Annotated in this window: 11 protein-coding genes and 1 pseudogene; 7 read left to right on the forward strand and 5 right to left on the reverse strand. The window is 47.1% G+C overall.

Annotation, left to right across the window (positions count from 1 at the left end):
- From KJY78_RS05015 to KJY78_RS06810, 3 genes are all read right to left on the reverse strand, one after another.
- Positions 1-897, reverse strand: an 897-nt coding sequence (locus KJY78_RS05015) for a hypothetical protein (RefSeq protein ID WP_214337517.1), incomplete at its 3' end; no start/stop codon positions are given.
- Positions 898-1,228: 331 nt separating this feature from the next.
- Positions 1,229-2,584 (reverse strand): SpaH/EbpB family LPXTG-anchored major pilin, encoded by a 1,356-nt coding sequence (locus KJY78_RS05020; protein ID WP_284676001.1) that lies wholly within the window; start codon positions 2,582-2,584, stop codon positions 1,229-1,231.
- Positions 2,585-2,689: 105 nt separating this feature from the next.
- Complete coding sequence (locus tag KJY78_RS06810; RefSeq protein ID WP_214337519.1) at positions 2,690-4,369, reverse strand: LPXTG cell wall anchor domain-containing protein; 1,680 nt, start codon at positions 4,367-4,369, stop codon at positions 2,690-2,692.
- 239 nt (positions 4,370-4,608) lie between these two features.
- Here KJY78_RS06810 and KJY78_RS05030 point away from each other — a divergent pair, with 239 nt between their 5' ends.
- From KJY78_RS05030 to KJY78_RS05050, 4 genes and pseudogenes are all read left to right on the forward strand, one after another.
- Entirely contained in the window at positions 4,609-5,964 is a 1,356-nt protein-coding gene (locus KJY78_RS05030; RefSeq protein WP_214337520.1) for a SpaH/EbpB family LPXTG-anchored major pilin, read from the forward strand.
- Positions 5,965-6,618: 654 nt separating this feature from the next.
- Entirely contained in the window at positions 6,619-6,783 is a 165-nt protein-coding gene (locus KJY78_RS06600) for a helix-turn-helix domain-containing protein (RefSeq protein ID WP_250544733.1), read from the forward strand.
- 13 nt (positions 6,784-6,796) lie between these two features.
- A complete protein-coding gene (locus KJY78_RS05040) occupies positions 6,797-7,651 on the forward strand; it encodes a DNA adenine methylase (protein ID WP_214337521.1) in 855 nt (284 codons plus the stop codon).
- 18 nt (positions 7,652-7,669) lie between these two features.
- Positions 7,670-8,947, forward strand: a pseudogene (locus KJY78_RS05050) (type II restriction enzyme); the annotation flags it as partial.
- 368 nt (positions 8,948-9,315) lie between these two features.
- Here KJY78_RS05050 and purD read toward each other — a convergent pair.
- Both purD and KJY78_RS05060 read right to left on the reverse strand, forming a co-directional pair.
- Entirely contained in the window at positions 9,316-10,563 is a 1,248-nt protein-coding gene (gene purD / locus KJY78_RS05055; RefSeq protein WP_214337565.1) for a phosphoribosylamine--glycine ligase, read from the reverse strand.
- Between the two features lie 38 nt (positions 10,564-10,601).
- A complete protein-coding gene (locus tag KJY78_RS05060; protein WP_214337524.1) occupies positions 10,602-11,750 on the reverse strand; it encodes an SRPBCC family protein in 1,149 nt (382 codons plus the stop codon).
- Positions 11,751-11,815: 65 nt separating this feature from the next.
- Here KJY78_RS05060 and KJY78_RS05065 point away from each other — a divergent pair, with 65 nt between their 5' ends.
- From KJY78_RS05065 to purQ, 3 genes are all read left to right on the forward strand, one after another.
- Positions 11,816-12,697 carry a phosphoribosylaminoimidazolesuccinocarboxamide synthase gene (locus KJY78_RS05065; RefSeq protein ID WP_348771202.1) on the forward strand — a complete coding sequence of 294 codons (882 nt, stop codon included), beginning with the start codon at positions 11,816-11,818 and terminating at the stop codon, positions 12,695-12,697.
- Positions 12,698-12,888: 191 nt separating this feature from the next.
- Positions 12,889-13,140, forward strand: coding sequence for a phosphoribosylformylglycinamidine synthase subunit PurS (locus KJY78_RS05070; protein ID WP_214337525.1), 252 nt, complete (start codon positions 12,889-12,891; stop codon positions 13,138-13,140).
- Positions 13,140-13,847, forward strand: coding sequence for a phosphoribosylformylglycinamidine synthase subunit PurQ (gene purQ / locus KJY78_RS05075; RefSeq protein ID WP_214337526.1), 708 nt, complete (start codon positions 13,140-13,142; stop codon positions 13,845-13,847). Before KJY78_RS05070 ends, purQ begins: the two co-directional genes overlap by 1 nt.
- Positions 13,848-13,892: the final 45 nt, after the last annotated feature.

The following is a 13,892-nucleotide window of genomic DNA, read 5'->3' on the forward strand; positions in this document are numbered from 1 at the left end:
AACATCACCCCTTACAACAACCTGTCCTTCAGTAAGCCCCACAGGCTGAAACGAAGCCTTCAACACCGTTTTACGAGAAACAATTGTAAACATGGCTTGAGAGGGAGTGGCGGTGAAAGATTCTGAATGGGCAACACCACCAAGTTTGCCGATAGGAAACTCAATCACTCCGTCAGCGGTAGTCCTAACCGTGTGAGACCCAATATGGTTTGTTGCAGTACCTTTTATTAGAACAGTGTCATCAAACAACTGTGCCGCGCCGTCGTCCTTACTGTGATAAGAACGTAAACTACCAGTTAGCGTACGTGACTGTTGGTTATAGTTCCATTGAAAACCAGACAATGTGCAAGCAAGCTGGTTTGTGCAATTCCTCGTTTTGAAGGGGCCTTTGGTGAGTGTTTCTTGTGATATTGTAAACCCGGTGGGTAGTTGAACACTGAAGTTAACGTTAATAGTATAAAAACTTGATGCATCATTTATCTGCTCAACCATCCGGTACGCCGTATTGTTATACCTGAATGACACTTGGATGCTAGCTGCTTCACCGGGGTAGTATTCTGTTTTGTCGGTTGTTGTTGTGGTTGTGACTAGATCCGTGATGGTGGTGCGGTTTATTCCGGCTGGTAGTTGTGTAGTGTGCGGGGGGTTTGTTGCTGGTTTGGTTTTGCTTGTGTTGTTTGCACCAGTGTTGCCTGGTTGTAGGCTGGTGGTAGTTGTGGTGGGTTTAACAGGTTTATCACCTGCTACTTGCAGCAGCGTGTTTTGCCCTGTTGCAACACCCACCCCAACGGTTTGACCTGTTTGTACGCTAGCTAGTGTGCTGAACACCAGCGCTAGTGTGAGAATGTTTGAAACAACACCCCGTGCCTGCAACAGCAAAGAAACCACACCAGTCAAAACAACCTCCAAACAAACACCCCTAAAACCCCCTATATAAGATATAAGAGCTTCAGACCCTAGCATCCAAAATAAACCACCATTAAAACTACCCCCCCCCCCCCCGGAAAAGTCAAACCAAACAACCCCCTACACACCACCAACACCCCCCAAACCCACTAAAACAAAACCCCCAATACACGCAAACAGCAAAATAAACACTAAACCGACACAAAACCACACCGTATAAAGTTTTAACTCCACGAAAACTAAACCCCGAAAGAAACCTTTTAACACCAAAGAACCATGCAATCCAAGCAGTTCCAACCTATTAGTGAGTATAGGAAGTTTGTTAATGTTGCATATTGTTTTTGTTTGCGGTGAGTTTTCGTTTCCTGTGTACTATAGCAACGGTTATTAGGCCTGTAGCTATGAGTATTCCACCGGTTGTTAGCATGATTGTTTGACCTTGTGCGCCGGTTAGAGGAAGCGCAGGAACTGTGACTTTGCTGTTGTAAACAGTTACTGTTGCAGGGTTAGTTAGAGTGTTATTTTCACCCACGGTAACTGGCATACATGTATCGTTAAGCACGTATCCGGTTGGGGCTTTAATTTCTTTTATGCTGTATTTGCCGGCTTTAACCGCAATGGGTGAAACCAGTTTACCCGTATCGCGTGTTACAAGCATTTCTTGTAGGTCTACTTTAGTTGTGCAGTCGTTACCGGTGTAGAGTTCGAAGGTTGCGCCTGATATTGCGATCATGGTGTCTTTAACATATTTTTGAATATCAAAATACCCGTAGATGAGAGTTGGTGCGCCACCCGGACCACCACCCGGCACAGGGTCTGGTGTTGACTGTGTGGTATCTCCTCCACCAGAGGTTTTGATTCTAACGTTGGCGGTGTTTACAATCTTCCCGGGATCGTTTACTGTGGTTGTGATTTTGAATGTAACAGTCTGACCTCCTCTAAGGGTTGTTGTGTCATCTAAGCTGCCTGCTAGGGTTCGGTTTCCGTTTCCTGTGGCGGTAACGGTTACACCAACCTCCATGCCGTTAACCTGCGCGGTAGTTTCAACGTAGCCTAGGTTTTCGGCAAGCTGGTCTGTGAAGCTTACCTCTGTGAATGTTTCACCATTTTGGAGTTCTGGTAGTACTTGTGTGATAGTCCAGGTGACACTATCACCGAGTTTTGTAGCACCCTTATCGTCTAGGGTTTTAGTTGGTTTAGCGCTAACAGTGTTTTTTGGGTAGACGTGTACGTTATAGTTCCACGCGTTGCCGTTTGGGTGGGGTACGGTAACAATAAAAGGCGCAGCCTTTTTAACCACACCAGCAGGAGCATTGGTTTCTGTAACCAGATAAGCACCAATATCAAGATCACTGAATGTGGCTTCCCCGTTATCGTCTGTTGTTCGGGTAGTTTCAGACCCCGCTGCTACCCTGTTTTTAGCTTGATCAGCGGTTAGGGTTTTAAGCGTCATCCAGTCGGTGTCTTGTGTGAGATCAAGATTGAGTTTTTGAATCTTAAACTCTACCCCAGCAATCGCAACCCCCGCAGGGTTTTCAATCTGTCCTGTGCCGGGGTTGCCTTGAAGGGTTTGCTGTTTGTGTTTATGCACAATAATCGAACCCCGCTGGCTTGTGTCAATATCACCGGGCGCGGCGGCGTTAGCCGGTTGTGTAAGGATCAACCCACCCGCAACCAACAGCTTACTAAAACAACCACACCACCCGCCGGTGTTAGCCAGCCTGCAGGGGCTGACACCCGAGCGGTGAAACCACTTGCCGCCTGTTGCTTCTGCTTGTGGGTGTTACACGCGAGCCCGTAGCCGTCTGCGTGCTACAAGCCCCGCCGCAACACCAACTATCAGTACACCTGCTCCTGCTAGATATAGCCAGTCGGTTGCGATTCCGCCGGTGAGTGGCAGCGGTGGTGCTACGGCCATGAATTTGCGTTGTAAACGAACTGTGTGTTGAACTGTTTCGTCCATCATAACCTGTTGCAGTTGATACACCGACGGGGTTTGGCTGGTGAACTCCCAACCATCAGGGGCTGTCATGTTGCGTACTGTTACTGTGCAATTACTGCCAGCCCATACTATTTTATGTATAACTTGGGGCGCTCCTGCGCCGTTAACAAGCGCAGCGTAGTTTAGCGTGTACGTGAACGTAGCGTTATGCTTAAACGGGGTAACACAGTTGATACTACCCGACACTGTCACAACACCACTAGCGGGGTGTTCTCCTTCGGGTTTTACAATGAGTGAGACTGTGACCCTTTTGTTTGTGACATTAAAACTTGCTCTTGAAGTGTTATTGTTTTGGTTAGCGTCTGTAAACGTCGCGCTGGTGGTTGCAGTGAAACTACGGCTGTTAGCATCAAAGAACCCTGCTTTGCCTGTAACGGTTACTTTAATGCTGCCTCCGGCTGGAATAACCGGTATTGTTGCTGTTACCGTGTGACTAGCTGCGTTGTACACCCACTGGGCAGGACACATAGCACCACGCCCTGTGGTGGTGCATGTTGAGTTTACTGTGGCGGCAGTGTTTACAAACCCGCCCTTTGGTAGTTGGATTGTGACGGGGATGTTACGCGCCTCATAGCCGCTGGCTGTGATTGTTGATATTACCTGTACCGGCTGGCCTGCGGCTACTGTTGGTGTGGGGGTGGTTGTTTCGGTGGATACTTCGATTGGTATTTTTTCAACCTCCAGCCGTATTGTGCTGGTGCGTGAGCTGGTGATGTTTGATTCTGTTTGGGTGATACGGTCGGGTGTTTTCCATCTCCAGCCTGCTGGAACAGCGCCCTTAACAATGGTTATCACACAGGTGCTACCTGCATCAACCATGTTGTTTAATTCTCTGTTCCATTTGCCGCCTACTAGCTGGTTGTGTTTTAGAGTAAACCTAAGATTAGTACGCCTGTCTGATTGGCCTTGGGGGTTAATGCATAAAACCTCGCCTGTTACAACAACCTGTCCTTCGGTGAGCCCTACAGGCTGAAACGAAGCCTTCAACACCGTTTTACGGGGTACAATCCGAAACACCGCTTGAGAGGGAGTGGCGGTGAAAGGTTCTTGCACATCATTAACACGAGAATTGGTTTTGTCGATGTAGGTAAAATCTAAAAGCCCGTTAGCGGTAGTCCTAACTGTGTGGGATGTGTTGGGTGTGCCTGTTACTGTTCCTGTTATGTTAAGTTCCTCAAAAAGCTGGTACTCACCGCCGTACTTATAGTGGGGGGTGGGTGTGGGGAAACTACCGGTGAGCCTGCGTGACTGTTGATTGTAACTATATTCAAAACCATCCGCCATACATGCCCGCTGATCAGTGCAGTCTCTTGTGAAGGGGCCTCTGGTTAGTGTGTCTGGTGAGATTGTAAACCCGGTGGGTAGTTGAACCCTGAAGTTAATTTTAACAGTATACGAATCCTGATCGGATTGAATATACTGCACCTCCTGGTATGCCACCTCGTTATACCTGAATGACACTTGGATGCTAGCTGCTTCACCGGGATAGTATTCTGTTTTGTTTGTTGTTGTGCTTGTGACTAGATCCGTGATGGTGGTGCGGTTTACCCCGGCCGGCAGCTGTGAAATATGTGGGGGTTTTGTGTTTGTTGCTGGTTTGGTTTTGCTTGTGTTGTTTGCACCAGTGTTGCCTGGTTGTAGGCTGGTGGTAGTTGTGGTGGGTTTAACAGGTTCACCACCAGCTACTTGTTGCGGGTGGGTTGATCTTTACACAACCGGCTAACGCCGCCGCGCCCGGTGATATTGACACAAGCCAGCAGGGTTCGATTATTATGCACAAACATAAACAACAAGGCCCTCAAGGCAACCCCGGCACAGGACAAATTGAAAACCCTGCGGGGGTTGCGATTGCTGGGGTAGTGTTTAAGATTCAAAAACTCAATCTTGATCTCACACAAAACACCGACTGGGAAACGCTTAAAAATTTAACCGTTGATCAAGCTAAAACCAGGGTAGTTATGGGGTCTGAAACTACCCAAACAACAGACAACAACGGGGAAGCCAGATTCAATGGTCTAGCTGTTGGTGCTTATCTGGTTACAGAAACCAATGCTCCCGATAATGTGGTTAAAAAGGCTGCGCCTTTTATTGTTACCGTACCCCACCCAAACGGCAACAACACGTGGAACTATAACGTACACGTCTACCCAAAAAACACTGTTAGCGCTAAACCATCTAAAACCCTAGACGATAAGGGTGCTACAAAACTCGGTGACAGTGTCACCTGGACTATCACACAAACACTACCAGAACTCCAACAAGGTGAAACATTCACAGAGGTAAGCTTCACAGACCAGCTACAGGAAGGCCTAGAATACGTTGAAACTACCGCGCAAGTTGACGGCCGTGAGGTTGGTGTAACCGTTGCTGCCACAGGAAACGGAAACCGAACCCTAACAGGTCACTTAGATGACACAACAACCCTCAGGGGAGGTCAGACTGTTACATTCAAAATCACAACCACAGTAAATAAACCCGGGAAGATTGTAAACACCGCAAACGTTAGAATCAAAACCTCTAATGGAGGGGACACCACACAGCAAACCCCAGACCCAGACCCGAATGGTGGCCCAGGTGGTGGCCCGGGTGGCGCACCAACTATCTTTTTCGGGTATTTTGATATACAAAAATATGTTACAGGCACCATGATCGTAATATCAGGCGCAACCTTCGAACTCTACACCGGTAACACCTGCACAACTAAAGTAGACCTACAAGAAACCCTTATAACACGCGATACGGGTAAACTAGTTTCACCCATCCCGGTTAAAGCCGGCACATACAGCATAAAAGAAATTAAAGCCCCAACCGGATACGTGCTTAACGATACATGTACGCAGGTTACCGTGGGTGAAAATAACACTCTAACTAACCCTGCAACAGTAACTGTCTACAACAGCAAAGCCATTGTTCCTGCGCTTCCTCTAACCGGCGCACAAGGCCAAACAATCATGCTAACAACCGGTGGAATACTCATAACAGCTGGAATAGCAGCCGTTGCTATAGTACACAGGAAACGAAAACTCACCGCAAACAAAAACAATATACAACATTAACAAACTTCCTATACTCACTAATAGGTTGAACCAAAAAAGCAAGTGGGTGCTGTGTGATTAGATTCACACAACACCCACCCTTTCACACCCACCACCAAACACCCATTTTTTGGGTGTTTAAATCGCCTGGTTCTCTAGCGTTAAAAGATTTCTTTCGAAACTTGTGTTCTCGTGTGGATGGGTTTTGCGGGTTTGAAACTGTCTGTAATGTCTGGTTCTCTAGGGTTAAAAGTTTCTTTCGAAACTTAGTTCTCGTGGAGTTAAACTTTATACAGTGTGGTTTTGTGCCGGTTTAGCATTTATCATGCCAGTTGTACAAGAGTAGTGAGGTTGTGGGGTTTAACGCTCCAGGAGGAGTGATAGAACACCACACCAATGATAAAATAAGTATATAGAAAAAGTTGTGTCCACGGAGCAACAGTAGGAAGACAGGGAAATAATCGAAGAAACAAGTCGATGTGTATTTTAATTTTATAGGCAACTGTTAAGTACCACAGAATAAAAAAATAATACCTAAAATTTTATAAAAATAACCTTTTGAACCACACTTAAAACTTGTGATTTTACAAGTTTTTTGTTATTGTTAATTAAACTTGAGGGGTATAAAATAAATGCATCTTATCAACCGTTTCGGAAGATTTTAGGAGATAAAAAATGAAGAAAAAAGGCTTGATTGAGATAGTAAACATTTCAAGGAATTGTGCTGCTCATATGGGTAATAATAAATATATTTCAATGGCAAATATTAACCGTATATGTGAAGCTTTAGAGTGCATCCCAAATGATGTATTTCAGTTCTGTGTAAGTGATAAAAGATAAGGAGAATAAGACTATGACTAAAAATTCAAGAAAAAAGAATGTCGTTCTTTCTCCTGTAGTAAAGTGGGTTGGTGGCAAAAGACAGCTACTAAGTGATATAGTTCCACTTATTCCAAAGACATTTTCCACTTATGTTGAGCCTTTTGTGGGTGGAGGAGCAGTCATATTTGATATTCAGCCTAAAAAAGCAGTTATAAACGATTTTAATAGTGATCTGATAAATATTTATAAGGTAATTAAAGACAAACCTAATGAATTAATTTCAGCTTTAGAAAATCATGAACGACTTAATTCAGAGGAATATTTTTATGAAGTTAGGGCATTAGATAGAAATGAAAACTATAGTGTAATGACAGATATAGAAAAAGCCGCAAGAATTATCTATCTAAATAAAACATGTTTCAATGGGTTATTTAGAGTAAACCAAGCAGGACAATTTAATTCACCTTATGGAAAATATGAAAATCCTAATATAGTTAATATGCCTGTTGTATTAGCCATGTCAAAATATTTTAATGAAAATAATATAAAAATAATTAATGGGGATTATAAAAAACCTTTAAAAAACTTGACAAGAGGTGCATTTGTATATTTTGACCCACCATATATGCCGATTTCATCTTCATCATCTTTTACGGGTTACACGGAAAATGGATTTGATAAGAAGCAACAAATCGAACTAAAGGAAGAATGTGATAAATTAAACTCTAAAGGGATTAAGTTTTTATTGTCTAACTCAGATCATCCTTTTATTAGAGAGTTATACAAGCATTATGAAATTATTACTGTAAAAGCAAAACGTTCAATAAATAGGAATGGAAATAAACGTGGAGAAATAAATGAAGTGTTGGTAAAGAACTACGCATAAAATGAATATTGATGAAGCTTGGACTAAACTTTTTGAAAAATATGATATTTTTAGCGAAATTAAGAGCGAAGGAGCCTTTTATATTACTGCTAGTCAAATAAAATTTTTTAAAGAACCAAGATTAATGGCAAAATGGGATAGCTCCGAAAATTTACCGAGTATTTTCAAAAAACACAATATCAACATCTTACCCATTAGCCGAACAAAATATATTTTAAGTGATTTTAAGTTGTATGAACCAATTCCAGAATTGGGAGAACATATAACTGAAATGCAAAAAGTGGAAATTCCTGAATATGAAACGATTGATATTGGAAACATATCATCAGAAGCAAATGCAATTAATGTTCTAATGCTTTCAAAAATATTAGATGATTTTTAGATGAAGATAATAATATTGCTACATTTAATGGCAGAATGGGTACAGGTGTTTTCAGTTTTCGTGTAGATAGACATCGAGGAACTGCATTTCAAGTTGATGTTGAAAATGCACAATGTGAAATTGATGGAGGAATGGAAAATGATAATTCAGTTGTTATTTTAGAAGCAAAAAATGTTGTTCATCCAGATTTTCATGTAAGGCAACTTTATTATCCGTATAGATTATGGGCAAGTAAAGTTAATAAGCCTATTAGACTTGTTTTTTCTATTTATTCAAACCAAATATATAGATTATTTGAATATGAGTTTGAAGATAAAAATAACTATTCATCAATAAGATTGGTAAAATCTAAAAACTATTCTTTACAAGATACGGATATTTCTTTAAATGAGATTTATGATGTGTATTCTAATGTAGAAGTTGTTTATGATGATAATCAAAATAAAACCGATATCCCTTTTATACAAGCTAATTCTTTTGAAAGAATTATATCGCTTATGGAATTACTTTTCGAGGAAGAAAGAACGGCGGAAAATATAGCTGAAAAAATGGAATTTGATTTAAGGCAATCTGATTATTATCACAATGCAGGTAGGTATCTTGGATTATTCGAGAAGAAAGCTGTTAAAGAAGAAGATGGAAAAAAAGTAAAAAAAGTTTTTTTATCTAGATTGGGGAGGGACACAGTAAAACTTAGATACAAAGAACGTCAATTGAAATTGGTTAGTTTGATTTTAGAGCATGAAATATTTAATAAGCTATTTCTAAAGGTTTATAATGGTGGAGAGTTGCCTACCAAAGAGGAAATTCAAAATATTATGAGAGAAAATAATGTGTGTAATGATCAACAGATAGTTAGACGTTCCAGTTCGGTTTATTCATGGCTTAAATGGATATTTAACTTACAAAATATATAAACCACAAAAGTGTATTTTTATGTAGTACATACAGAAGTTTATTGTCGAGATAGCAGAAATGTTATCTCTTTTTTTGTTGTTCAAAACAGAAAAGGGAAACAGAAAATGAAAAATATATAGAAAACTTTTAATGACAGAAGAAGAAATCAAGCAGTTACAAAACAAAAAGAAAGGCACATCATTCAGCAGCAACAGGAAGTAAACAAAAGAGCAAGAAACACCTTTATGAAAAGGAGCAGTCTTTGAAAGTATCTTTAATGAAAGCAGTATTCTACCAAAAAGTAAAATTGGCAATAGCAAAAATCACGCACAAACAAAAGGAGGGTGCGAGCTAAACCAAGCTCGCACCCTCCTTAAAAACAGTCTCAGCGCCCAGCCGCAATATCTGTACGATACTGCCCGCCCGCAACTTGCAGCTTGGCAATTCCCGCATAAGCGCGCTCCCTAGCAGCTGCAACATCCGCCCCTAAACCAACAACGCCCAAAACACGCCCGCCAGCCGTGCGCCAAACCCTGCCGCACTTGCTCACAGTTCCCGCATGTACCAGGTGCACTCCCTGCTGCTGCACAGCCTCTTCAAGCCCCTTAATCTCATCGCCGGTGCGCGCCTCCGCCGGATACCCCGCGCTAGCTAAAACAACAACCACCGCCGCTCTATCGGAGGCAAACTCTGGCTCCGGCAAGCTCTCAAGCTCACCACGAGCGCTCGCCAACAGATACTCGCTGAGCGGGCTAACCATACGCGGTAACACAACCTGAGTTTCGGGGTCACCAAAGCGGGCGTTAAACTCGATTACTTTTAAGCCCGCATCAGTGACTATCAGCCCGCAGTAGAGCAACCCAATAAAAGGCGTGCCGCGCGAAGCAAGCTCACTCACAACCGGTTGCGCAACACGCTCGGTAACGGTGCTCACAAAATCTGCTGGTAGCCAGGTAAGCGGGCTGTAAGCACCCATGCCGCCCGTGTTTTCGCCCCTGTCACCGTCAAAAATGCGCTTGAAATCTTGCGCTGGCGTGAGCGGTTTCACGGTTTTCCCATCGGCGAAAAAAAACAGTGAGACCTCTTGCCCCCAAAGGTGCTCCTCGATAATCACTCGCCCGTGCGGCTGCCATTTTGCAATGTGCGCTATTGCCGCCTCGGTGTCAGAGGTAACCAGCACGCCCTTGCCAGCGGCGAGCCCATCGGCTTTAATCACGTACGGCGCGCCAAACTCATCGAGTTTTTGCCGCGCGGTTTCAACCGTGATTATAGCTGATCGCGCCGTAGGCACCTGTGCGCTCTGCATAATCTCTTTTGCAAAATTTTTAGAGCCCTCGAGCATTGCAGCGCTCTTATCGGGGCCAAAAACCGCAATGCCGCGTGCGCGCACCGCGTCAGCAACGCCCGCTATTAGCGGCGCTTCAGGGCCTATAACGAGCAGCTCAAAATCTGCTTGCTCCGCATACTCGGCAACGGTCTGCGGGCTGGTGTAGTCGAGCGGCACTGTTTGGATTCCTGCGGCGGATATTCCCGCGTTGCCGGGCGCGCACACAATATCGTGCACCCCTTCTGCTGTTAGCGATAGTGCGATAGCGTGCTCACGCGCACCAGATCCTAAAACAAGTATTTTCACGGTGTCACCAATTCTATAAATCAACTGCCGGGTTGTGATTACAGCTTCCACCACTTGCGTTTGGGAAGCTCTTTCTGCACGGGCTGCGACGCAGTGGCGCGATCGTCGAGAATCTCTTCGAAGAGTTGCTCAAAGTCTTTTGCGGCGGATGTGTCTGCCGCGGGTTCTATCGCTGTGGGTGCTGCAAGTGTTTCTGCCGCAGACCCCGCCTCGGGCGCTGTCAGCGTCTCCGCCGCGCGCTCTGTCCGGGTTTCTGCCGCAGGATCTGCCACAGGTTCTGCCGTGGACGCGCTCTGAGCCTGCCCAGCCTGAACACTCGCACCCTGCTCGCTATCAACAAATTCCTGCGCTGTTACCACCAGCGGAACATTAGCCTCGCCGAAATCCTGAGTTACCTGAGTCACAGGCTCGTCACTCTGCAACTCTGCAGCCGGATGCTGCGCGGCATCCGGCGCATCTACAACTCGAACCTGCTCGCCAGCACCCACAGCATCCGCCGCACTAGCACCCCCATCACAAACAGCAACTGCTGCAGCGCACGATTCCGCGCCTGTCACGCCCGGAATCGGCTCTGCCGCAGCCCCGCACTCAGAATCGCGCGTTAGCGCCGCTTCTTGTTCTTCGAGTTCTCCTGAGCTTTGTTCTTGTCGCCCCGGTTCCCGAACCAGCGAATCACTCGCTCTGAAATCAGCTTGACTACCCACACCAGCACAACCCGGCGAATCCATACCATCATAGTTACTTCCTCTTTCTGACGCTGTGGCAGCAGCGCTCGTCTCGCACTGCTGCAGTTCAGAAAAATCATACCCGCTCAGCCTGGTTAAAACATTAGACCAAAACTTTTGCGACGCGGCAGCCCGATCCGCCCCATCAATAACGCCGTCAAAACCGGTTTCGGTGACCGTCACCAGCACCTCATCACCGCGCGAGCGCAGGGTCACCAGGGTTGCTGTGCTCGGCTCGCCATCGCGCCGCACCCGATAGCCAAACACGTGCCCGGGCACCCACACATCGAGTTCGCCCGAGATGTCAAAAAACCACACCTCACCGCCGCGCTGCGGGTCAAACCGCAGACTCGTACTATCCGACAGCTCGCTCAAAATTGCCTCGCTCGTGAGCGCCTGCCACACCGAATCTCGCGGCTGCTCGATATTCTGGCGGACAATTACCGGTCCGTGCGTCACCATGCTGATCTCCTCGTGTTAAGACTCTATAGTATTAGCCTATCCGTTTTAACTGGCAAAATAGTAGTGTGAGCATAACAAATATTCCTCCGCAAATACCCGGCTGGCAACACATCGCGTCTGGCAAAGTGCGCGAAATCTACCAGAGCGCCGCTGGCGGCGCGCACCTGTTGCTGCTGGCGAGCGACAGAGTGAGCGCTTTTGACAGGCTGCTTGACCCGCCAATTCCAGGCAAGGGCGCGCTACTAACGCAGCTTTCAAGCTGGTGGATGAGCCAGCTGAAAACCCCAAACCATCTCACCGGCGCAACCCCTCCCGCCGCGCACAGCAAAAACGCGGTAATCGTGAAAAAACTCGAAATGCTGCCGGTTGAGTGCATTGTGCGGGGCGCGATTACCGGCTCCGGTTATCAAGAATATCTAAGCCGCGGCGCGGTGTGCGGCATTAAGCTGCCAGCGCTGCTCGAAGATGGTGCGCTGCTACCAGAGCCGATTTACACCCCCGCGTACAAAGCACCGCAGGGCGAGCACGATGAAAACATCAGTTACGAGCAAACTGTCGAGCTGGTAGGTGCGGATGCTGCTGCGCAGCTGCGCGACACGTCGCTCGAGATTTTCACGCACGCGCAACGAGTCGCTGCCGCGGCGGGGCTGATTTTGGCGGATACCAAGTTTGAGTTTGGTTTTGACCGTAATACCGGCGAGCTAACTTTGGCGGATGAGGTGCTCACAAGCGATTCTTCGCGCTACTGGGATGCGACAGCTTATAACACCGGCGAGGGGGCTGCCCGGCTGGTCAGTTTTGACAAGCAGATCGTGCGTAACTGGCTGCTTACAAACTGGGATCGCACGGGGGCTGCGCCAACGCTGCCCTATGCGATCGTGGAGCGCACCCTGCAACAGTACCGCACCCTGTTTAGCAGGCTCACCGGTGAAACTGCGCCGGCCTAACGGGTCCGTTGTAGGTGTTAGCGCTCCGGTGAGCGAGTTGCCGACCCCACGGTATGCTGGGCGCTAACGCAGCGACAAAATCTGCTCGCACAACGGAATGCACACCGTTTTACAAGCTCCCCAGAAAACCCCATCCGCCTAGCGATAAAATGGAAACAAGCACACATTGTTAGAAACCGTAAGGAGAAGCTGTGGCTAAAATTATCGTTGAGGTCATGCCGAAGGCTGAGCTGCTTGACCCGCAGGGCAAAGCTATCGCCGCGGCGCTCGCTCGTAACGCCGCAAACCCGTTTACCGCTGTGCGAGTTGGTAAGCGTTTTGAGCTTGCAGTTGCCGGTGAGGTTACCGCCGAAACGCTCGCGCAGGCGCAGCAAATCGCAACCGAGGTGCTGTCAAATTCGGTTATCGAAAACGTTGTTGCCGTGTTTGAGGCGGGCGCATAATGTCCGCGCGCATCGGAATTGTCACGTTTCCCGGGTCGCTTGACGATCGCGACGCCCAGCGCGCGGTGCGACTGAGTGGCGCAGAGCCGGTTGCGCTCTGGCATCGCTCGCAAGATCTTGCAGACGTGCAGGCAATCGTATTACCCGGCGGATTCAGCTACGGCGACTATCTGCGCCCGGGTGCAATTGCGGCGATTTCTCCGATTATGACGGCGGTTATTGAGGCTGCGGGCAGGGGAATGCCCGTGCTGGGTATTTGCAACGGCTTTCAAATTCTTGTTGAGTCGCGGCTTTTGCCGGGCGGGCTGATCCGCAACTCACACCAGCAGTTTATTCGCCGCGATCAGCGGTTGCGCGTGGAAAACACTGCGACCGCGTGGACAAACCGTTTTACCGCCGGTGAGGAAATCACGATTCCGCTTAAAAACGGCGACGGTGGTTATATTGCGGATGCCGAGACCCTGCTCGAGATTGAGGGCGAGGGGCTTGTGACTTTCCGCTACAGCGGTGTTAATCCGAACGGCTCTCTTAACGACATTGCCGGGTTGCGCAACCACGCGGGCAATGTTGTTGGGCTGATGCCTCACCCCGAGCACGCTGTTGAGGCAGGTTTTGGTCCGGACACTCCCGCCGCGATGCGCTCCGGGCTTGACGGTCTGCGCCTATTCCAAAGCGCAATAGCGGATATAACCGCTAACGTACTTTAACAGCCAGGCTTGTGCGGCGTTTGCTCCTAGCGTCTAGTTAGTCTG

This window comes from Canibacter zhuwentaonis, assembly GCF_018531145.1.
Taxonomy (GTDB): domain Bacteria; phylum Actinomycetota; class Actinomycetes; order Actinomycetales; family Microbacteriaceae; genus Canibacter; species Canibacter zhuwentaonis.

What these genes read in the sequence shown, in the direction of transcription:
- KJY78_RS06600 (WP_250544733.1), top strand. Translation starts at nt 6,619, where the DNA reads ATGAAGAAAAAAGGCTTGATTGAGATAGTAAACATTTCAAGGAATTGT.
- KJY78_RS05040 (WP_214337521.1), top strand. Translation starts at nt 6,797, where the DNA reads ATGACTAAAAATTCAAGAAAAAAGAATGTCGTTCTTTCTCCTGTAGTA.
- KJY78_RS05060 (WP_214337524.1), bottom strand. Translation starts at nt 11,750, where the DNA reads ATGGTGACGCACGGACCGGTAATTGTCCGCCAGAATATCGAGCAGCCG.
- purQ (WP_214337526.1), top strand. Translation starts at nt 13,140, where the DNA reads ATGTCCGCGCGCATCGGAATTGTCACGTTTCCCGGGTCGCTTGACGAT.